Here is a 20,283-nt window from a genome sequence, read left to right on the forward strand (position 1 = left end):
CGCGCGCCTTCACCTTGGCGCGCCTTCGATCAGCCGGGCCAGCAGCGCCGTCTGGCAGGCAAAGGCGCCCGGGTCGGCGTGCTGGCGCGGCGGGCTTGTGGCCGGGACGGCGTGCTCGGTCAGGCCCTCCTCGGTCAGCAGGTAGATCCGGTCCGCCAGCCGCGCCGCCTCGGCCGGGTCATGGGTCACCATCAGCACGCTGCGCCCGGCCAGCACCCCCGCCGCCAGATCCTGCATCGCCATCCGCGTCCTTGCATCCAGCGCCGCGAAGGGCTCGTCCAGCAGCACCACCGGGCGATCCTCCATCAGCGTCCGCGCCAGAGCCACCCGCTGCCGCTGTCCGCCCGACAGCGCGGCAGGGAGCTTGCCCGCATGGTCCGACAGGCCGGTGCGCTGCAAGATCGCGGCCAGTCGCGCCGCATCCGCCCGCTCGCCGCGCAGACGCGCCCCAAGCGCCGCGTTCTGCCGCACCGTCAGCCAGGGCAGCAGCCCGGGATCCTGCGCCATCAGCGCGATGGGCTGGCGGTTCTCTACGCGCCCCGCGAACACACCGCCGATCGGCAGGCCGGCGATCAGGCGCAGCAGCGTGGATTTGCCCACACCCGACGGCCCCAGAAGCACCGTCCACAGGCCGGGTGCAAGCTGCAGCCGGATCGGCGGGAACAGCGCCCGCCTGTCGATCCGCACCTGCCCGGTGACGGTGACGGCCGCGGTCATGCCCGGCCCACCGCCCAGAACGCTGCCTCCAGCCGCGTCGCGGTGGCAAAGCGCGCGGTGAGGCCCTGCCAGCAGGGCAGCGTTTCGGGCGCAGGCCCCAGCCGATCCGCCACCGCCCTGTCGATCAGCGCGCCGGTCTCATGGCACAGCTGCTGATAGCCGGGGCCGCCATAGGTCTCGATCCAGCCGCGATAGGGGGTCTCGCCCGCCTCGGCCAGCAGCCTCGCGCCGATCTCGCCATAGCCAAGCACGCAAGGCGCCAGCGCCGCCAGCAGATCAAGGAAATCGCCCGAATAGCCGGCCTCGAGCACATAGCGGGTATAGGCGAGCGTTTCGGGCGCTTCCTCTGTCGCCTGCAACTCTGCGAGGCCAATGCCGGCTGCTGCGCAGTGGCCGACATGCAGCGCCATTTCCACATTCAGCAGCGCGTGGACGGTGACGCTGGCGGCCTGCATTTCGGCCAGCGATCCGGCCTTGACCACGGCCAGCGACCAGGCGCGCGCGAAGTGGATCAGGAACAGGTAATCCTGCCGCAGGTAGGCCAGATAGGCCTCGGGCGGCAGCGTGCCGTCCTTCAGCCCTTCGACAAAGGCGTGGCGCGTGTAGACCGCCCAGGGCCCCGCGCAGTCGCCGCGCCACAGGGCAAAGCTGCGGCCGTAATCGGGCGTCATTCCACCGCCCCGGGGTCCACTGCCAGTTGCGAGACCGGCAGGATGCTATCGATCAACCCCGCCTCGTGCAGGAACGCCTCGAACCGAGCATAGCGGCCATGGTCCAGCGCGGCGGGGCTGTGGGCGAAGCGGGGCATCGTGTCGGCCCAGGCCTGGGTGTTCAACTCGCCCGCCAGGTCCGGCGAGGTGGCCGAGAAGGCGGCAAAGGCCGCATCCGGGTGGTTGATCATATACTCCGTTCCCTTCTCGATCGCCGCCATGAACCGGCCGACAAGCGCCCGGTCCAGCGTTTCGGAATTGGCCACGAAGATCAGCTCGTCATAGCTGGGAAGTCCGGCTTCCTCGGGGAAGAAGCAGCGCCCCTCGGTGCCAGCCAGCCGCATCTGCGTCAGCTCGAAGTTGCGGAAGGCGCCGATCACCGCATCGACCTGCCCGGTCATCAGCGCGGGGGTCAGCGACCAGTTGACGTTGATCATCTCGACATCGCCGAGGCCGAGGTCCACCGACCGCAGCATCGCCGCCATCACCGCCTCTTCCACTCCCGACACCGAATAGCCGACCTTGCGCCCCTTCAGATCGGCAAGCGTCTGCACCGGCCCGCCCGCCGTGACCATCAGGCAGTTGAGCGGCGTTGCCACCAGCGTGCCGACGCGCACCAGCGGCAGCCCTTCATGCACCTGCAAGTGCAGCTGCGGCTGATAGCTGACGGCGAGGTCGGCGCGGCCCGCCGCCACCAGCTTGGGCGGTTCGGACGGATCGGCGGGGGCAATCACCTCAACCTCCAGCCCCTGATCGGCGAAGAACCCCAGCTCTTGCGCCAGGATGATCGGGGCGTGATCGGGGTTCACATACCAGTCGAGGATCAGGGTCAGCTTGTCCTGCGCATGGGCGGGCACAGCAAGGGCCAGCGTGGCAAGCAGGGCGGCGATGGGGTGTTTCATGGGATCTCTCCAGTGGGGATGTCAGCCAGCAGGGCGATCTCGCCCGGCCAGTGGGGGCGCAGCCGGTCCGCCGCGCGCCAGGCGCGCAGGCCGGTGCGGCAGGCGAAGACGGCGCGCTGGCCGGGGGCGGGGCAGGGGCCGTCGGGGCCGAACGCCTCCACGGCCAAGCGCTGCGCATGGGGGGCGGCGGGCACCGGCGCCTCGTCGGCGCCGCGCAGGTCGACGATGAAATCGCCGGGGCGCAGATCAGCCTTGGCGACAAACCTGTGCGGCGCCTCCTTGGGCTCTGGTGCGCCGTCGAAGCGGAAGGAGGAGCTGCGGAACCCCGCCATGTCATGCCGGACCAGCTGCCCCAGCGGCGAGGGCGTCAGCCCGATCAGCACCGCCAGCGCCATCTGCGCCTGCAACGTGCCGAACATCCCCACCACCGGCCCCAGCACCCCGGCCGTGGCACAGGTGGCAAGGCTGTCCGGCAGGTCCGGAAACACCGCCCGCAGCGAGGGCGCCCCGCCGCAAAACCCGCCGACATAGCCCGCAAGCCCCAGGACCGAGGCCGAGATCAGCGGCTTGCCGGCGCGCAGGCAGGTGTCGGACAGGGTGTAGCTGACCGCGAAACTGTCGGCGCAATCCAGCACCAGATCGGCGCCCGCCACCAGCCCCGGCGCATTGGTCGGGGTGAGCCATTCCACCCGCGGCGTGACCGTGACCTCAGGGTTCAGCCCACGCGCAAAGGCCGCCGCCGCCTCGGCCTTGGGCTGGCCAAGATGCGGCCCGTAGATCGGCTGGCGGTGCAGGTTCGTCTCCTCCACCGGGTCGGGATCGACCAGCGCGATCCGCCCGACGCCCGCCCCCGCCAGATATTGCAGCACCGGCACGCCAAGCCCGCCCGCGCCGACGACCAGCACATGGGCAGCGGCGATGCGCGCCTGCCCCGCGGCGCCGACCTCGGGCAGGATCGTCTGGCGGGAATAGCGGCTCATGCCGTCACCTCCAGCCAGCGGCGCACCCGCGTCTCGGGGTCCGGGTTCAGGGTGATGTCGGTCACCACCGACACCACATCGGCCCCGGCGGCAAAGGCCAGCGCTGCCCGCTCCGGCGTCAGCCCGCCGATGGCGATCAGGGGGATGGCGCCGATGCGGGCCTTCCAGTCCGTCAGCTTCTCGACCCCTTGCTGGTGCCACTTCATCTGCTTCAGGATCGTCGGCCAGACCGGACCCAAGGCGATGTAGTCAGGCCGAAGCGCCAGAGCGCGGCCCAGTTCCGCCTCGTCATGAGTGGAGACGCCAAGCCGCAGCCCCGCCGCGCGGATGGCGGGCAGGTTGGCGGTGTCCAGATCCTCCTGCCCCAGATGCACCCAGTCGCAACCCGCCTCGATGGCCAGCTGCCAGTGATCGTTCACCACCAGCGCCGCGCCCGCCGCGCGGCACAGATCGCGGGCGCGGCAGATCTCGGCCCGCACTTCGGGCAACGGGCGGTCCTTCACCCGCAACTGCACCAGCTTCACGCCAAGCGGCAGCATCCGCGCCAGCCAGTCGGCACTGTCGAAGATCGGGTAGAAGCGCGGCAGGGTCATGTCAGGAACGCCTTTCCCAGCACGGGGGTCGAGGGGGCCGCCATGTCGCGCGGCGCCATCGGGTCGGCCAGGAAGGCCGCGCGCCCGGCCTGAACCGCCAGCGCCATGGCCCGGGCCATGCCGGCAGGATCGCCGGCGCGGGCAACGGCGGTGTTCAGCAGGACGGCGTCATACCCCATCTCCATCGCCTGCGCCGCGTGCGAGGGCAGGCCGATCCCGGCATCCACCACCAGCGGCACATCGGCGAAATGCGCCCTCAGGCTGCGCAGCCCGTAGGGGTTGTTGAGCCCCATGCCCGACCCTATCGGCGCGCCCCAAGGCATCAGCACCTCGCAGCCCGCGTCCCGAAGCCGGCCGCAGATGCCCAGATCCTCGGTGCAATAGGGAAAGACCTGAAATCCGTCCTCGGTCAGGATCCGCGCCGCCTCGACCAGCCCGACCACATCGGGCTGCAGCGTGTCGGTATGGCCGATCACCTCCAGCTTGATCCAGGGGGTGCCGAACAGCTCGCGCGCCATATGGGCGGTCGTCACCGCCTCCTTGACGCTGTGGCAGCCGGCCGTGTTGGGCAGGAGGCGGGTGCCAAGCCCCTGGATCAGCGACCAGAAATCCTGCCCGCCGCCCTGTTCGCGCCGCAGGCTGACCGTGGCGATCCCGGCGCCCGAGGCGCGGAACGCCTCGGCCAGCACGGCGGGGGAGGGATATTGCGCGGTGCCCAGCATCAGCGCGCTTGCAACCTCGGTTCCGTAGAAGACCGGCATGGGTCAACCTCCTTGCATGGGGGCGAGAACCTCGATGCGGTCGCCCTCGGTGATCGGGGTGCTGGCGCGCAGGCCAGCGGGCACGAAGGCGCCGTTGCGGGCGGTGGCGACCTTGGGGCCAAAGCCGGCCTCGTGCAGCAGATCGGCAAGCGTAGTAGCGCCGGTCTGCAGCGGCGCGCCGTTGAGGGTGATGGTCATGTCGGTGCCTCGTCCATGAAGTCGGGGATGGTGCCGGTTTCCAGATGATCCGCCGCCATCGCGGCAACGGCTGGCGACAGCAGGAAGCCGTGGCGATAGAGCCCATTGGCATAAAGCGTGCCCCCGCGCCGCCGCAGCGCGGGCAGGTTGCCGGGGAAGGCGGGGCGGGCATCGGCGCCGGTTTCCAGCACTTCGGCCTCGCCAAAGGCCGGGTGCAGCGCATAGGCGGCCGACAGCAGCTCCAGCACGGACCGCACGGTGACGGCGCCGCGGCGGTCGCTTTCGATCATCGTGGCGCCCAGCATGAACACCCCGTCGCCGCGCGGCACGATATAAAGCGGGATGCGCGGATGCAGCAGCCGGACCGGCCGTGACAGGGTGATGCCCGGACAACGCAGCACCAGCATCTCGCCGCGCACGCCGCGCAGGTCGGCCAGCTGGTCGCGCGCCGCGAGCCCGCGGGCGTCGATCACCAGATCGGGCTGGGTCGCGGGCGGGGCGGTGTGGAAGGCCACGCCCTGCGCCAGCAGCCGGGCGCGCAGTTCGGCCAGCGCGGCGCGCGGCGACAGATGCGCCTCGGCCTCATAGAACAGGCCCGAGGCAAAGCGCCCCGCGAGATCGGGCTCCAGCGCGGCGATACCGTCGGCGTCCAGCGTCCGGTGCCCTGTGGTCCGACGGGCAAAGCGCAGCCGCTCGCCACTGTCGCGCGCAAGGGTCAGGACCAGCGTGCCGGCTCGGTGGGTCAGGCCGGTGTGCTGGTCCCACCAGTCGAGGGCGGGCTGGCCGTGACGCGCGACGATCTCGCCGCCGGTCTCCGCCTCGCAGAACGGGGCGAGCATCCCGCCCGCCCACCAGGAACAGGCATGAGGGCCGGGGGCGGGGGCCGGATCGACCAGCTCGACCGCGTGGCCCCGCGCAGTCAGTTCGGTGGCAAGGGCAAGGCCCATCACCCCGGCGCCAAGGATGCGAAGGGTCATGCCGTGGTCCCCCAGAACGCGTGGAAGTGATGTACCGGGCCGTGACCGGAGCCGACCTTCAGCCCATCGGCCGCGGCAAGGGCCGCCTGCAGGTAGCCATGCGCCAGGATCACCGCCTGCGGCACCGTCCGGCCCTGCGCCAGCCCGGCCGCGATGGCCGCCGACAGCGTGCAGCCGGTGCCGTGGGTGTTGCGCGTGGCGATGCGGGGGGCGGTCAGGCGATGCCGCTCGGGCCCCAGCAGCAGGTCGGTGCAGATGGGGCCCTCGGCATGGCCGCCCTTCATCAGCACCCACGCGGGACCAAGCGCCAGCAGCGCCCGGCCCTGCGCCTCGCGGGCCGCAAGGCCCGCGGCAGGGGCCGTGCCCAGCAGGTCTGCCGCCTCGGGCAGGTTCGGGGTCAGCACCGTGGCCAGCGGCAACAGCTCCTCGCGCAGCGCGGCAATCGCGTCTACCGCCAGCAGCCGGTCGCCGGATTTCGCCACCATCACCGGATCGAGCACCACCGGCAGCCCGCGCCCGCGCAGCCCCTCGGCCACGGCGCGGATCACGGACGGGTCGCCCAGCATCCCGATCTTGACGGACGCCACCGCCAGATCGTCCAGAACCGCAGCGATCTGGGCCCGCACGATGGCAGGGGACAGCGCCAGAACTGCCGTCACCGCGCGGGTGTTCTGCGCGGTGATCGCGGTCAGCACAGAGGCGCCATAGCAGCCAAGCGCCGAAAAGGTCTTGAGATCGGCCTGAATGCCGGCCCCGCCGCCGCTGTCGGACCCCGCGATGGTCAATGCGATTGCCGTCATGTCGCCTCCCTTCGACCGACGGAATGGGAGGGGGCTTGCAGGCACAGAACTGCCATGCGTAACCAAGCTACCCGTTCCCTCCGCCGGTATTAACCGGATCAGGTTCGATGGGTTGGCTGCTGCCTCTCAGCCCCGGTCGCCCGGGGCACCCCAACGAGTATGTTCGCAAATGCTAGGGTGGAATCGGCTCACCGGCAAGGACCAGCGCCATCCCGGCCCGATATTCCGAGCAGTTGATCCGGCGGCGACCATGCTCGGCTGACTTCATCAACCAGTCGGCGACGTTCGCGCCGTTCAAATCGCAAGTATTCTTGCGCCGCAGGGCGTCGCGAGGCGATTGCATTGCAAGCAGGACGATAGCATGGTGGGTGAGACGGAAGATCCCATGGTGTTCAACCCCTGGCTGGTGGTGATCCCAGGCTTGGCACTGTTCGGGCTGTGATGGCGGTCAACCCAGATCCCCCCACTGCAGCGCAGCCCGCATGCGGCCGGGCGAGATCGACCTTGCCGATCTCCCCGGCGGCGCGCCTGTCACGAGAGGTGCTGGGACGGCGCATAGGCTTCATCTTCCAGGACCCGATGTCGTCGCTCAACCGGTCTACATGATCGGCAGGCACTGACCGAGGGGATGCGTCTGCACTCAGGTGCCTCTTGGTGGGCGAATCCGGCTGCGGAAAATCCACGCTCGCGCGGATGCGCGGCGTTTTCATCAAGCCGCAATCCGATTGGCCTTCCGTCGACCGGGCGCAAGGGCGCGCGCGGCGCTATGCGGCAGCGGAAGTCCTGCAAGCGCGGTATTTCCTTGAAGGCTGGGCGGCACAACTGGCGGTCGCGGGGATAGACCAGGCTTGACCGTCTTGTCGGCCTTGTCGAGGCGATGGACGGGGCGCTTGCACGGCAACAGCTCGCAGCTTGACCGGCTGGACGAAGAGGTCCACGGGATCATTGCAGAGACCTGCGGAAACTCGGTGCTGATGGATCTGCGGGAAATTGTGTGCGGCGCCTGTGCCCGCCGCGAGCGTCCGCAAAGGACGCAGACTGCCCCGGAAGGTGGCAAGCTGGTCGTCATCTCGCGCCGGGTTGCCGAACATCGCCGCATCGTGGAGGCTGTTAGGGCGGGCGATCCGGCAGAGGCGAACCGGGCCGATGCGGGCGCATATCCTTGGGCTTGCGCCCGCAATGTCGTGCATCTGCCGGGAGACGCGACCGCCGCCGAGTGATCGGCTGCGGCCGCCTTCGAACGATCAGCCAGCTGTTTCCAGCGCAGCCAGATCGACGGATACCGGAGAGACGAATGTTGAAACCTCGCGGTTCCCGATGCGGATGGTGCCGCCCTGATAGTTGCCAAGCACCTCGTCGCCGAGATCCGAGGCCGAGACGCTGGTGGTTCTGACGCCGGTGTCCACGGGCGGCCATGCCCGATCCAAATCAGCCCTGACCCGCCTCCACACTCCGTTCCGTCGGCTCAGGTCCTGTCGTCCGTCTCCGATTCCGGCGCGTCATCGTAGATGGCCCAGCCAGGGCCTCGCCCAGTTTCCGGCAGGTCGGTCGGTTTCAGGTTCATGACCATGTAGGTCTTGGCTATGAAATGCGCGGTGATCGGTGCCGTCAGAAAAAGGAAGAGCGTGATCAGGAGCTCGTGGAACGAGAGCATGCCGCCGACCAGAAGGAAGTAGAGCATCGAGGCTATCAGCACGCCGCCCACACCGAGTGTCGTCGCCTTGGTGGGAGAATGCAGGCGTTGCATTGTCGTGCGCAGCTTGAGCAGCCCCAACGAGCCAACGAGCCCGAAGATGCCGCCGACGACAAGAAAGAACGACACGAGGATCTCTGCGATGACAGTCATTCTGGGTCCTATTCGATGATGTCGCCGCGCAACACGAAGCGGCAGTAGGCGACCGTCGAGACGAAGCCGACCATGGCGACCAGCATTGCGGCCTCATAGTAGATCGTGGTGCCGCGGAGGATGCCGTAGACCATGAACAGCGCGATGACGTTGATCACCATGGTGTCGAGCGCGAGGATCCGGTCGGCAGCATCGGGGCCCACCACCATCCGCCAGGCGGTCATCAGCAGGCCAAGCCCGAAGCAGGCGAAGGCGAACCAGAGGGCGATGGCGATCATGGGAAAATCTCCTTCAGCGGGGCTTCGTAGCGGGCCTTGATCGTATCGCGCACGCCGCCCGGATCATCGGTATGCAGGCAGTGCACCAGGATACTGCTTGCATCGGCCGACAGCGTTGCCGAGACGGTCCCGGGGGTCAGGGTGATCGTGCCGGCAAGCCAGGTGATAGCCTCGGGCGAGGTCAGATCAAGCGGGACTACGATCCATTGCGAGTGGACTTCGTCCCGTTTCTTGAACAGGATGATCATCGCGACCTCGACGTTGGCGATGACGATATCCCACAGGACCATCCCGATATACCTGACGGCGACCAGGGGTTTGCGCAGCTTGGGCCGGTTTGGCCAGTAGGCTGCCGTCAGCATCGGAATGGCAAGACCAAGCACGCTGCCGAGCAGGAGGTTGCCAAGCGTGACCTTGTTTACGAGGCCGAGCCAGACCAGGGTCAGGGTGGCGCTGAGGATCGGGTGGGGAACAAGACGTGCGATCATGGCTGGTCCTCCGCCTCGGTTCCAAGCACGGCCCCGATATAGCCGTCACGATCGAAAACCTGCTCGGAGGTCTGAGCCAGGAAGGCCGATACCGGTCCGGCGAAGACCGATAGCGCTGCGAGCACCGCCAGCGCGGTCAGGGTCGGCGCGATCTCGAACGCCGAAGCGGCCCGGACGGGCGTGACTGGCCCGTGACCCGGTCCTGTCGGAGCCGCGACCGGGATACTGGTCGATTCCCAGAAGAGCTGGCTGCCGGCGCGGGCAAAACCGACGATGGTGACCAACGAGCCGGCAAGCACCGCGCCCCAGGCCCAGGGCATCTGGCCGGGATCGCGCAGCGCGTCGAGGATCAGCAGTTTACCCAGGAAGCCGCTGAGCGGGGGCATGCCCGCCATGCCGATTGCAGCAGCGAAGAAAAGCCCGGCGAAGAGCCCGTTCTGGACGGTCGCCGGCAGCGGGATCAGCGTCTGGTCCTTGCGGCGCGACAGCAGCAGGTCGGCCACGAGGAACAGCGCGGCCCCGGCGAAGGTCGAATGGACGAGGTAATAGAGGGCGGCGAGGGTCGCCTCGGGGGTGAAGCTTGCAACGGCGACCATCAACGTCCCCATCGATCCCAGTACCGAGAAGGCGATCAGCGGCAGCAGAGCGCGCGCGCCCAGAACCCCCAATGCCCCGATCACGATGGTGACGATGGCGGCCGGGAACAGCCATGTCGCGGCAAGCGGCCCGGTCGCCTCGATATCCGGCCCGAAGGCCAGGGTATGCACCCGGATGATCGCATAGGCCCCGACCTTGGTCATGATGGCGAACAACGCGGCTACCGGGGCGGGCGCGTTGGCGTAGGTGCCCGGCAGCCAGAACTGCAGCGGGAACAGCGCCGCCTTGAGCGCGAAGACGATCATCAGCAGCATCGCGGCGACCCGGACCAGTGCGGCGTCCTCGATCGGGATTTCGCGCAGCTTGAGCGCGAGATCGGCGATGTTCAGCGTTCCGGTGCTGGCATAGAGGACGCCGAGCCCGAAGAGGAACAGGGTGGATCCGGCCAGGTTCATGACGATGTACTGCACGCCCGCCTGCATGCGCTCGCGCCCGCCGCCGTGGATCATCAGGCCGTAGGAGGCGATCAGCAGCACCTCGAAGAAGACGAACAGGTTGAAGATGTCTCCGGTCAGGAAGGCACCGCAGATGCCCATGATCTGGAACTGGAACAAGGCATGGAAATGCCTTCCGCGGGCGTCCCAGCCGGTGGCGACGGCGTGAACCAGCACGATCAGGGCAAGAACGCTGGTCAGCAGCACCATCAGGGCCGAGAGCCGGTCGAGGACGAGCACGATGCCGAAGGGCGCCGGCCAGTTGCCAAGGTAGTAGACCTGCGTCTCCCCGCTGCCCGAGGCCACCGTAAGGCCGACGGCTATGGCGACAATGGCCACCGCCCCTGCCAGAGACGTGGTGCGCGCCAAAGTCAGATCGTGGCGCATGACGAAGGCGATCAGCGGCGCCAGCAGCGCCGGCAGGATCACCGGCGCAATAATCCAGTGGTTCATCGGTGGCTCTCCTGGGGTGCGGCATCGTCCTCGGGCGGGGCGATGTCGATCCGGTCGCTGCCGGATTCCAGGAAGGCGCCAAGCGCGACGATGACCAGCACGGCCGTCATCCCGAACGAGATGACGATTGCCGTCAGCACCAGCGCCTGTGGCAGGGGATCGGTGTAGGTGGCGTCACCGTATCTTGACAGGACCGGCGGCAGGCCGGATGCGAGCCGTCCCGAGGCGAACAGGAAGATGTTCACCGCATATGACAGGAGGGCAAGCCCCAGGATAACGGGGAAGGTGCGCAGACGCAGGATCAGGTAAACACCCCCTGCCGTCAGCACCGCCACCGAGCTTGCGACCACGATCTCCATCTCACACGCCCTCCTTCGGGTCTGTCTTTCGCTCGCTTGGATCGAAGTCCATGGGGTCGGCATTCTGGGTTTCGCCGGCATAGCGCGCGATCCGCGACAGGCTGTAGAGCATCAGCATCACGGCCCCCAGCACGGCAAGGAACACGCCAAGGTCGAATGCCATGGCGGTTGCCAGCTCGAACTCCTCGATCGGCGGCAGATGGACATAGCCGAATGCGCTGGTCAAGAAGGGCCGGCCCGCAAGCCAGGCCGCCGCGCCGGTCAGACCCGCGATCAGCACGCCCCAGCCGATCATGGTGTGGTACCCGATCCTCTGGCGCGCCTGCGCCCAGGCGAAGCCCGAGGCCATGTATTGCATCAGCAGGGCAATCGAGATCACCAGACCGGCCACGAAACCTCCGCCGGGCTGGTTGTGGCCGCGCAGGAAGATGTAGACCCCGACCATGATCGCTATCGGCATCATCACGCGGGTGGCGACGACCATCATCAGCGGGTGACGGTCGCGGGACCGGTCCTGCGTATAGTTGGTATTGCGGATGCGGGCCGCCGCGGGACCGCTCAGCAGGGCCTCGATCGCGGCAAAGATGACAAGGCCGGCAATGGCCAGAACGATGATCTCGCCATAGGTGTCGTAGCCGCGGAAATCGACGAGGATGACGTTGACGACATTGGTTCCGCCGCCGCCCACGTAGGAATTTTCCAGATGGTAGCCCGAGATCGTGTCGACATCCCTGAGCAGGAAGACATAGGCCAGCGCACCGACGCCGCCGCCCGCGGCCGCGGCGATCATGCCGTCGCGGATCCGGCGGAACCAGCCGCTTTCGATCGGGGTCGTCTTGGGCAGGAAATGCAGCGCCAGCAGCAGAAGCATGATCGTCACCGTCTCGACCGCGATCTGCGTCAGGGCAAGGTCAGGCGCCGAGAGGTAGACAAAACCGGCCGAGATCATCAGCCCGATGATCGAGATCAGCACCAGCGCCAGAAACCGCGACCGATGTGTCACGACGACCGAGACCGCAGCCACCAGCAGCAGCGCCCAGCCAATCGCGACCACCAGCGGGACCGGCTGCAGCCCGCGAGTCGGCGGGGGTGTCCCGCCGCCGGTCCAGGCGACCGCACCGAGCGCGACCGTAGCCACCACGAAGATCGCCAGATAGCGGCTCATGGCGCCGTCATGGGCCCTGTCCGTGATCCGCCGTGCCAGGGAAACGGCAGCCGCGATCAGCCGGTCGAAGATCACCTTGGCCTCCGGGCGCGGTGCGGCGAGCCAGACCCTGTCGAGCGGTGCGTGGCGCCACAGCAGAAGCAGGCCGCCGAGGACCGCGGCAGCCGACATGAAGAGCGCCGGCGTGACCCCGTGCCAGATCTTCAGCGAATAGTAGGGCAACTCGCCGCCGCCGATCACTGCGCCGCCCGCGACCGCGACCAGCGGACCCACGACCAGTGCCGGAACGAGACCGATCAGGACGACCCCGACCACAAGCAGGGCCGGCGCGGCCCAGAGGCCGAAGGGCGGGTCATGCGGCTCGGCGGGGTAGTCGTCGCGCACCGGGCCGAAGAAGACATGCATGATGAACCGGAAAGAATAGGCCACCGACAGCAACGCGCCGAGGGTAGCCAGAGCCGGCACCACCCAGGCGCTGCCCGCCCAGCCGGTACGGGCCGCCTCGTCCAGCATCATCTCCTTGGACAGGAAGCCGTTGAACAGCGGGATGCCGGCCATCGACAGCGCCGCGACGGTGCCGATGACGAAGGTGATGGGCATCAGATGCCGGAGCCCGCCCAGACGCTTGATGTCACGGCTATGCACCGCGTGATCGACGATGCCGGCGGTCATGAACAGCGCGGCCTTGAAGGTCAGGTGGTTGATGATGTGGAACACCGCGACAATCGCCGCGAACTTGGTCCCGAACCCCAGCAGCATCGTCAGCAGCCCCAGGTGACTGACCGTCGAATAGGCCAGCAGGGCCTTCAGGTCATTCTTGAACAGCGCGATCAGCGCGCCAAGCACCATCGTGATCAGCCCGGTCGTCGCCACGATGTAGAACCAGGCATCGGTGCCGGCCAGCACCGGCCACATCCGCGCCAGCAGGAACACGCCCGCCTTCACCATCGTCGCCGAGTGCAGGTAGGCCGAGACCGGGGTGGGCGCGGCCATCGCATGGGGAAGCCAGAAGTGGAACGGGAACTGCGCCGACTTGGTAAACGCGCCCAGCAGGATCAGGATCAGCGCGGGAAGATACCACTCGGAGGCCCGGATCGCATCGCCCTGGGTCAGGATATCGGTCAGGTTGTAGCTGCCTGCGATATTGCCGAGGATGAGCATTCCCCCGATCATCGCCAATCCGCCCCCGCCTGTGACCGCCAGCGCCATGCGCGCGCCCTGACGGCCCTCGGGCAGGTGCTTCCAGTACCCGATCAGCAGGAACGACGACAGCGAGGTCAGCTCCCAGAAAATCAGCAGAAGCAGGATGTTGTCGGACAGCACGATGCCCAGCATCGCGCCCTGGAACAGCAGGAGATAGGTGTAGAACTGACCCATCGGGTCGTCGCTCGACAGGTAGAACCGCGCATAGAGCGTGACCAGAAGCCCGACGCCGAGGATCATGCCGGCGAAGAGAAGCCCCAGACCGTCGAGAAAGAACGACACCGAAAGCCCCAGCTGCGGGAGCCAGTCAAGCTCGACCCGGATCACCTCTCCTTGCATGACCGAAGGTGCCAGAATCAGCAGCATCGTCAGGGCCAGCGCCGTCGGCACCGCCGCAAAGGTGGCGCAGGCCGTGCGACCTGCACGGATCATCAGCCCGGGGATCAGCGCACCGAGAAACGGCAGCGCGGACATGACAAGAAGAAACACGCCCTCGCGCGACATTGATGGTCCCCGCCTGTTGGTTCTTGGTTCTAAGTCACGGTAAGATAGGGCAAGTTGGAGGCGATGGAAACCGGCTAGACGCGCAATCCGGGCCGGGTCGAGCACGACATGGCCCGCCGGCCCGCCAATTGTCGCAATGAAGATTGCGGAGACATCGTCATGGCTCAACGTGTCTGGTCCAGTCAGCGGGAAATCGGCGTTCATCGCGGGTTTGGCGGTCAAGGTCGCCGAGGTCGCCGAGGTCGCCACAGCAGCCGCACTTCATCAGCCCGGTCAGCAGGAATCGCGGCTTGTTGTGAGGGGAAACCGGGCCAACCGAATGCCAGCATTGGCGGACGGGGTATCAGGTCTGCATGGTTCAGCCCAGGTTTCCAAGCTCGGACGGCATCCTGCGTCTGGGGACGCGCCTCAGGCATCACTCCAGAAGTCGGTGAAGATTGGGTACATTCTTGCGAAGATACTCGTCGCCAAGCTGGCGGGCGATGGCCCTGTGGATTTCGATGGCGGTATCTTCCATGCGGCTTTCGATGCGGAACAGCGGGCCTGCAACGGTGACCGAGAAGAGCCGTCCGCCAAGAACAAGCGGGACAGAGATGCCGCCAAGATCGCGGCTGAAGGCCGAAGCGCTGCGGAATGACCCGCGCCGCAGCGATTCCGCGATGCTTTGCTCTACCTCTTCGACGCTCATCGGGGTGCCGGGGCCGAAGCGTTCGAACACCGCCTTCCGCAAGATCGCGGCGGTCTGCGCCGGGCTCATCTGGCTCATGATTGCCTGTCCCGAGGCGGTGCCATGGATCGGCACCCGCTTCCCGGGTTCCGCTGTGTAGCGCACCGCCTGCGCAGACTGGATCACCGACAGCAAGACCGCATGTTGGCCGCTCGGCGCCGCGATCCAGATCGTCTCGCCGGTGGTTTCGGCAAGGTCCCGAAGCAGCGCGAGCGCCGCCTTGGGCAAGGGTTCGGCGCTGGCAATCTCCTGCGCAAGCGCCAGCCAGCGGCCGGTCGGATAGAAGCCGCCGCGCGCCTTGGGTTCGTAGAGGAAGCCGCGCTCCACCAAGGTCTGGATCAGGTTGAAGGTGCTGGATCTGGGCCAGCCGAAATGCGCGCAGAGATCCGCAAGGCTCGCGGTTTTTTGTTCGCGCGCGAAATATTCCAGCAGTTCCAGAACGTTGGCGGCTTGTTTGACCAGCATGATCACCACTCCTCTGCGTCCAGATCCATATATATGAACAATTACCCGGCAAAAGCGAGACCCTTCTGACTCTGTGGTTGACTCGCGGCCGGATTCGGCAAGTATGTACATCAGTAGGGATTGAATATCTCTATATATGGACAATATGGGCGCCTTCGATGTGACGGAGACGGGGCCCACGCTGAAGGAGGCGTCATGGGTCCCCTATCGGGCTTGCGCATCATCGACATGTCTTCGGTTCTCATGGGGCCCTACGCGACCCAGATGCTGGGCGACTTCGGCGCCGATGTGATCAAGGTCGAGGCGCCAGAGGGGGACCTTGTGCGCCAGATCGGGCCCGGCCGTCATGCCAGCATGGGGCCGCTGTTCCTGAACGCCAACCGATCCAAGCGCTCGATCACGCTGGACCTGAAGCGGCCCGAATGCCGGGATGCGCTGCTGCGGCTGTGTGAAGGGGCGGATATCCTCGTCTACAACGTGCGTCCCAAGGCGATGGCGCGGCTTGGCCTGTCCTATGAAGAGGTCGCCAAGGCCAACCCGCGGATCATCTACGCAGGCATGTTCGGCTACTCCCAAAGCGGTCCCTATGCCGACCGGCCGGCCTATGACGATCTGATCCAGGGCGCCTCCACCCTTCCCTACCTGTTCTCGCGGGTGAACGAGGGCAAGCCGCGCTACGTGCCCACGGCCGTCGCCGACCGCGTCGTCGGACTGGTGGCCTGCAGCGCCATCCTCGCCTCGGTGGTCGAGCGCAACAGCAGCGGGCAGGGGCAGCGACTGGACGTGCCGATGTTCGAGACCATGGTCTCCTTCGTGATGGGGGACCACATGGGTGGGCTGACCTTCGAGCCGCCGCTGGATAACGGCGGCTATGTGCGCCAGCTGTCGGTGGATCGCCGTCCCTACCAGACCAAGGACGGGCATATCTGTGCGCTGATCTACAATGACGGGCACTGGCGTCGGTTCTTTGCCGCCATCGGCCGGCCCGACGTGCCGCAGACCGACCCCCGCTACCGCGATTTCACCTCACGCATGGCCCATATCAACGAGGTGTATGGCGAGCTTGCAGAGGTCTTCCTGACCCGCACGACCGCCGAGTGGATGGAGCTTCTGGGCGCTGCCGATGTCCCGGCGATGCCGATGTATGATTTTCAGGGCGTGCTGACCGATCCGCATCTGGTGGCGACCAACTTCTTCCACATGGTCGAGCATCCGAGCGAAGGCACGATCCGGCAGATGGACGTTCCGGCGCAGTGGTCGCGGACGCCGGCGGTGCCGGACCGGCTGGCCCCGCGTCAGGGGGAACATGCCGCCGAAATCCTCCGCGAGGCCGGGTTTTCAGAGGCAGAGATCGCCGCACTCAGTGCAGCGCAGACGCCGGAAGCGGCCGTGCCGCCTGCTGCCGTCAGGGTTTAGGGAGAGACCGATGGACTTTGAGCTTACTCAGGAACAGGAAGCCATCCGCGATGCCGTTGCCGCAGTTTGCGCGCGCTTCGACGACAGTTACTGGCTGACGCGCGACCGCGAGGGTGGGTTTCCGCACGATTTCTACGACGCTTTGGCACGGGACGGCTGGCTTGGCGTCTGCACGCCCGAGGCCTATGGCGGGGCTGGGCTCGGCATCACCGAGGCCGCACTGGTGATGCGCGCCATCGCCGAATCCGGCGCGGGAATGAGCGGGGCGTCCGCCGTGCATATCAACATCTTCGGACTGAACCCGGTCGCCATTTTCGGCACCGAAGAGCAGAAGGCCCGCATGATGCGCCCGATGGCCGAAGGGCGCGAGAAGGCCTGCTTTGCCGTCACCGAACCCAGCACCGGGCTCAACACCACGCAGCTGAAGCTGCGGGCCGTCAAGACCGGCGACCGCTATGTCGTCAATGGTCAGAAGGTGTGGATCTCGACCGCGCAGGAGGCTGACCGCATCCTGCTGCTGGCGCGCACCACGCCGATCGACGAGGTCGACAAGCCGGCCCGCGGCCTGAGCCTGTTCTATACCCATTTCGACCGCAGCCGGATCCGGGTGCAGGAGATCGAGAAGATGGGCCGCAAATGCGTCGATTCCAACGAGTTGTTCTTTGGCGACTTCGAAATCCCCGAAGCCGATCTGATCGGCGAGGAGGGGCGCGGCTTCGAATACATCCTGCACGGGATGAACCCCGAACGCGTGCTGATCGCCGCCGAGGCCGTCGGGCTTGGCATGCTCGCCATCACCCGCGCGGCGGACTATGCCAAGGAACGGATCGTCTTCAACCGCCCCATCGGCCAGAACCAGGGCATCCAGCATCCGCTTGCCAAATGCTGGGCAGAGCTGGAGGCGGCGTGGATGATGGTGCTGGCCGCGGCCTCGCGCTATGACCGCGGGCTGCCCTGCGGCGCGGCAGCGAACGCGGCGAAGTATCTGGCCGGCGAGGCAGGTTTCACGGCCTGCGAGACGGCGGTGATGGCGCATGGCGGCTTTGGCTATGCCAAGGAATACCATGTCGAGCGCTATCTGCGCGAGGCTTTCATCCCGCGCATCGCCCCGATCAGCCCGCAGCTGTGCCTGTCCTATCTGGCCGAACGGGTCCTTGGATTGCCGAAATCCTACTGACCGCGTGACAGCCTTTGGGAGGAGGCTTCTTGATGGAACTGCCGGACCCGGCCACTGCCACATCCGCTCACCTCGTCCGCTGGCTGCGGGACGGGGACCGGATCCTTGTCGGCCAGGGGTCGGGCGAGCCTGCGGTGCTGATGCGCCTGCTGGCCGAGGCCGCCGCCGAGCGGTTGCGGCTCACAGCGATCATCGGTGCCTCGCTTGGCCCGCTTGGTGGGGCGGAACGCGGGCTGATGTATGAAAGCTGCGGCGCGCTCGGAACCGCGGCGCAGCTGCCAGAGGCAGCACTGACGGTCCTGCCGCTGCACTATTCGCAATTCATCGGGCGCATCGTGGACGGGCGCGTGCCTTGCGACGTGGTGTTCGTGCAACTCTCGCCGCCCGACGACCAGGGCCGGGTCTTTCTGGGCATGGGTGACTTGCACCTGATCGACGCAGCCCGCCGTGCCCGCGTGGTCTGCGCCGAGATCAATCCCTACACGCCCCACCTGCCCGGCACGCTGTGGCCAGACGATGTGCCGGTGCATGTGACGGTCACGGCGGCAGGCGCGCCGATGGCGCCCGCCGGTGGCGCGCCAACGGCCGAAGACCGCGCCATCGCGGCGCATGTCGCGGGGCTGGTGCCGGACCGTGCGGTGCTGCAGCTTGGCATCGGCCGCCTGCCCGATACCATCGCGCGGGCGCTGAAGGGCCACCGCGATCTGGGCTTGCATTCCGGCACGCTGACAGATGCCATCGCCGCGCTGATCCAGTCCGGCGCGCTGACCAACGCGGCCAAGGAGAGCGACGCCGGCCTTTCGGTTACGGGTGTCATCTTTGGCGGAGTGGAGATTCTGGACCATGTCCGGCAGGATCGGGCGATTGAGGCGCGGCCTGCCGCCTACACCCATGCCGCCGCCAACATCACCCGGCTGTCGCGCTTTCACGCCATCAACTCGGCGGTCGAGGTCGATCTGACCGGCCAGATCAACGCCGAATCCGCCGGCGGGCGCCGCGTCGGCGGCACCGGCGGGCAGGTCGATTTCACCCGTGGCGCGCAGGGCTCGCGGGGCGGGCGCGCCATCGTCGCCCTGCCGTCCACTGCCCGGGGCGGCGCTGTCTCGCGCATTGTGCCGCGGGTGTCGCAGGTCACCATCGCGCGCAGCGACGCCGATACGGTCGTGACGGAATGGGGCGTCGCCGAATTGGCGGGCTGCCCGCTGGAGGAGCGTGCCCGGCGCATGATCGACATCGCCGCTCCGCAGGCCCGCGAAGACCTGTCGCGCTACTGGCACGATGAGGGGCGGGCTCGTCATGGCTGAGGGTGGACCGCTTCAGGGGATCAAGGTTGTCGAGATGGTGGGGATCGGCCCGGCACCCTTCACCGCGATGATGCTTGCCGACCTCGGGGCAGAGGTGATCCGCATCGACCGGCCAACGCCGTCCGGCAACGGCATCGTCCGGGCCGCGCGGTTCGATCTGGTCGCGCGGGGGCGCCGGTCGGTGATCCTCGATCTGAAGCGCCCCGAGGCCGTCGCCTGCGCGCTGGACCTTGTGGCGGGCGCCGATGCGCTGATCGAAGGCTTCCGCCCCGGCGTGATGGAGCGGCTGGGGCTTGGCCCGGACGCCTGCCACGCGCGCAACCCGCGGCTTGTCTACGGCCGGCTGACCGGCTGGGGCCAGGCCGGGCCGCTGGCGCAAATCCCGGGCCATGACCTCAACTATCTCGGGCTGAGCGGCATTCTTGACATGATCGGCCGCGAGGGCGAGGCGCCAGTGCCGCCGCTGAACCTTGTCGCCGACTATGCGGGCGGCAGCCTGATGCTGGTCGCAGGGCTGCTTGCGGCGCTGGTCAATGTCCAGCGCGGCGGCGAAGGTCAGGTGGTGGATGCGGCGATGGTGGACGGCGTGGCCCTGCTGGGCACGGCGATGGCCGGGCTGCGCGCCGCGGGCCTGCACAACGGCCCCCGCGGCACCAACATTCTGGACGGCGGCGCGCCCTATTACGACGTCTATGCCTGCGCCGATGGCGCCTACCTGTCGGTGGCCCCCATCGAGCCGAAGTTTCGCGCGGCGTTTCTGGCGACCCTGGGCTTCGATGCGGGGGGCTTCCCCGATCTTGACGACCGGTCCGCCTGGCCCGAGGCCCGGCGCCTGATCGCGGCCCGCATATCGGAACGCAGCCGAGACGACTGGTGCGCCCTGTTCGACGGCAGCGATGCCTGCGTCACCCCGGTGCTGACCCCGCTGGAGGCTCCGCACCACCCGCATAACGCAGCGCGCGGCACGCATGTCGACATCGGCGGCATCGTGCAGCCGGCGCCCGCCCCGCGCTTTGACAAGACGCCCGCGCCCTTGCCCGCCGCACCCGAGGAGCGGCCCGGGACCGAGGGCGCTGCGGCCCTGGAGGACTGGGGCATCGACCCCGGGCGGATCGCAGAGTTGATCGAAACCGGCGCCGCGCGCGCGCCGCGGCAGCAGGAGTAGCACA

General features: G+C 67.7%; 23 protein-coding genes and 1 riboswitch. Of the genes, 6 read left to right on the plus strand and 17 right to left on the minus strand.

The window, feature by feature from the left end; translation table 11 throughout:
* Positions 1-9: 9 nt before the first annotated feature.
* The 9 genes from GVY41_RS00775 to thiD are packed head-to-tail and all read right to left on the minus strand — an operon-like array spanning position 10 to position 6,638.
* Positions 10-717: an ABC transporter ATP-binding protein gene (locus tag GVY41_RS00775; RefSeq protein ID WP_161342406.1), complete on the minus strand. Its 708-nt coding sequence runs from the start codon at positions 715-717 to the stop codon at positions 10-12.
* Positions 714-1,388, minus strand: coding sequence for a TenA family protein (locus GVY41_RS00780; protein WP_161342408.1), 675 nt, complete (start codon positions 1,386-1,388; stop codon positions 714-716). The genes GVY41_RS00775 and GVY41_RS00780 overlap by 4 nt, the downstream gene beginning before the upstream one ends.
* Positions 1,385-2,329 carry an ABC transporter substrate-binding protein gene (locus GVY41_RS00785; RefSeq protein WP_161342410.1) on the minus strand — a complete coding sequence of 315 codons (945 nt, stop codon included), beginning with the start codon at positions 2,327-2,329 and terminating at the stop codon, positions 1,385-1,387. Before GVY41_RS00785 ends, GVY41_RS00780 begins: the two co-directional genes overlap by 4 nt.
* The gene (locus GVY41_RS00790; protein WP_161342412.1) at positions 2,326-3,309 is read right to left on the minus strand and encodes a HesA/MoeB/ThiF family protein; all 984 of its coding nucleotides are present in this window, start codon (positions 3,307-3,309) and stop codon (positions 2,326-2,328) included. Before GVY41_RS00790 ends, GVY41_RS00785 begins: the two co-directional genes overlap by 4 nt.
* On the minus strand, positions 3,306-3,902 hold the full coding sequence (locus tag GVY41_RS00795; RefSeq protein ID WP_161342414.1) for a thiamine phosphate synthase: 597 nt from the start codon (positions 3,900-3,902) through the stop codon (positions 3,306-3,308). The genes GVY41_RS00790 and GVY41_RS00795 overlap by 4 nt, the downstream gene beginning before the upstream one ends.
* A complete protein-coding gene (locus GVY41_RS00800) occupies positions 3,899-4,663 on the minus strand; it encodes a thiazole synthase (RefSeq protein ID WP_161342416.1) in 765 nt (254 codons plus the stop codon). Before GVY41_RS00800 ends, GVY41_RS00795 begins: the two co-directional genes overlap by 4 nt.
* A 3-nt stretch (positions 4,664-4,666) precedes the next feature.
* A complete protein-coding gene (thiS, locus tag GVY41_RS00805) occupies positions 4,667-4,861 on the minus strand; it encodes a sulfur carrier protein ThiS (RefSeq protein WP_161342418.1) in 195 nt (64 codons plus the stop codon).
* A complete protein-coding gene (locus GVY41_RS00810) occupies positions 4,858-5,838 on the minus strand; it encodes an FAD-dependent oxidoreductase (RefSeq protein WP_161342420.1) in 981 nt (326 codons plus the stop codon). Before GVY41_RS00810 ends, thiS begins: the two co-directional genes overlap by 4 nt.
* Positions 5,835-6,638, minus strand: coding sequence for a bifunctional hydroxymethylpyrimidine kinase/phosphomethylpyrimidine kinase (thiD, locus tag GVY41_RS00815; protein ID WP_161342422.1), 804 nt, complete (start codon positions 6,636-6,638; stop codon positions 5,835-5,837). Before thiD ends, GVY41_RS00810 begins: the two co-directional genes overlap by 4 nt.
* A 58-nt stretch (positions 6,639-6,696) precedes the next feature.
* A riboswitch (TPP riboswitch) is annotated at positions 6,697-6,801 on the minus strand.
* A 491-nt stretch (positions 6,802-7,292) separates the two neighbouring features.
* On the opposite strand from thiD, the gene GVY41_RS00820 reads away from it, so the two are divergent.
* Both GVY41_RS00820 and GVY41_RS00825 read left to right on the plus strand, forming a co-directional pair.
* The gene (locus GVY41_RS00820; RefSeq protein WP_161342424.1) at positions 7,293-7,490 is read left to right on the plus strand and encodes a hypothetical protein; all 198 of its coding nucleotides are present in this window, start codon (positions 7,293-7,295) and stop codon (positions 7,488-7,490) included.
* A gap of 38 nt (positions 7,491-7,528) precedes the next feature.
* Positions 7,529-7,858 carry an FCD domain-containing protein gene (locus GVY41_RS00825; protein WP_161342425.1) on the plus strand — a complete coding sequence of 110 codons (330 nt, stop codon included), beginning with the start codon at positions 7,529-7,531 and terminating at the stop codon, positions 7,856-7,858.
* Between the two features lie 24 nt (positions 7,859-7,882).
* Here the strand turns inward: GVY41_RS00825 and GVY41_RS00830 are convergent, their stop codons facing one another.
* The 8 genes from GVY41_RS00830 to GVY41_RS00865 all read right to left on the minus strand — a co-directional run bounded on the left by GVY41_RS00830 (position 7,883) and on the right by GVY41_RS00865 (position 15,217).
* A complete protein-coding gene (locus GVY41_RS00830; protein WP_161342427.1) occupies positions 7,883-8,044 on the minus strand; it encodes a hypothetical protein in 162 nt (53 codons plus the stop codon).
* 59 nt (positions 8,045-8,103) lie between these two features.
* Positions 8,104-8,484: a Na+/H+ antiporter subunit G gene (locus GVY41_RS00835; protein ID WP_161342429.1), complete on the minus strand. Its 381-nt coding sequence runs from the start codon at positions 8,482-8,484 to the stop codon at positions 8,104-8,106.
* An 8-nt stretch (positions 8,485-8,492) separates the two neighbouring features.
* The gene (locus tag GVY41_RS00840) at positions 8,493-8,762 is read right to left on the minus strand and encodes a K+/H+ antiporter subunit F (protein WP_161342431.1); all 270 of its coding nucleotides are present in this window, start codon (positions 8,760-8,762) and stop codon (positions 8,493-8,495) included.
* Complete coding sequence (locus tag GVY41_RS00845; protein ID WP_161342433.1) at positions 8,759-9,250, minus strand: Na+/H+ antiporter subunit E; 492 nt, start codon at positions 9,248-9,250, stop codon at positions 8,759-8,761. The genes GVY41_RS00840 and GVY41_RS00845 overlap by 4 nt, the downstream gene beginning before the upstream one ends.
* Entirely contained in the window at positions 9,247-10,794 is a 1,548-nt protein-coding gene (locus GVY41_RS00850; protein ID WP_161342435.1) for a monovalent cation/H+ antiporter subunit D, read from the minus strand. Before GVY41_RS00850 ends, GVY41_RS00845 begins: the two co-directional genes overlap by 4 nt.
* Positions 10,791-11,153: a Na+/H+ antiporter subunit C gene (locus tag GVY41_RS00855; RefSeq protein ID WP_161342437.1), complete on the minus strand. Its 363-nt coding sequence runs from the start codon at positions 11,151-11,153 to the stop codon at positions 10,791-10,793. The genes GVY41_RS00850 and GVY41_RS00855 overlap by 4 nt, the downstream gene beginning before the upstream one ends.
* A gap of 1 nt (position 11,154) precedes the next feature.
* Positions 11,155-14,025, minus strand: coding sequence for a monovalent cation/H+ antiporter subunit A (locus GVY41_RS00860; RefSeq protein ID WP_161342439.1), 2,871 nt, complete (start codon positions 14,023-14,025; stop codon positions 11,155-11,157).
* Positions 14,026-14,440: 415 nt separating this feature from the next.
* Positions 14,441-15,217 carry an IclR family transcriptional regulator gene (locus tag GVY41_RS00865; RefSeq protein WP_161342441.1) on the minus strand — a complete coding sequence of 259 codons (777 nt, stop codon included), beginning with the start codon at positions 15,215-15,217 and terminating at the stop codon, positions 14,441-14,443.
* A 195-nt stretch (positions 15,218-15,412) separates the two neighbouring features.
* Between GVY41_RS00865 and GVY41_RS00870 the strand changes: the two genes are divergently transcribed.
* From GVY41_RS00870 to GVY41_RS00885, 4 genes are read left to right on the plus strand one after another with little or no spacing between them, the layout of a single operon-like run.
* A complete protein-coding gene (locus GVY41_RS00870) occupies positions 15,413-16,633 on the plus strand; it encodes a CaiB/BaiF CoA transferase family protein (RefSeq protein WP_161342443.1) in 1,221 nt (406 codons plus the stop codon).
* Between the two features lie 10 nt (positions 16,634-16,643).
* A complete protein-coding gene (locus tag GVY41_RS00875; protein ID WP_161342445.1) occupies positions 16,644-17,810 on the plus strand; it encodes an acyl-CoA dehydrogenase family protein in 1,167 nt (388 codons plus the stop codon).
* Between the two features lie 32 nt (positions 17,811-17,842).
* On the plus strand, positions 17,843-19,114 hold the full coding sequence (locus tag GVY41_RS00880; RefSeq protein ID WP_161342447.1) for an acetyl-CoA hydrolase/transferase family protein: 1,272 nt from the start codon (positions 17,843-17,845) through the stop codon (positions 19,112-19,114).
* Positions 19,107-20,279 carry a CaiB/BaiF CoA transferase family protein gene (locus GVY41_RS00885; protein ID WP_161342449.1) on the plus strand — a complete coding sequence of 391 codons (1,173 nt, stop codon included), beginning with the start codon at positions 19,107-19,109 and terminating at the stop codon, positions 20,277-20,279. The genes GVY41_RS00880 and GVY41_RS00885 overlap by 8 nt, the downstream gene beginning before the upstream one ends.
* Positions 20,280-20,283: the final 4 nt, after the last annotated feature.

Source organism: Frigidibacter albus (assembly GCF_009908165.1).
Taxonomy (GTDB): Bacteria; Pseudomonadota; Alphaproteobacteria; order Rhodobacterales; family Rhodobacteraceae; genus Frigidibacter; species Frigidibacter albus.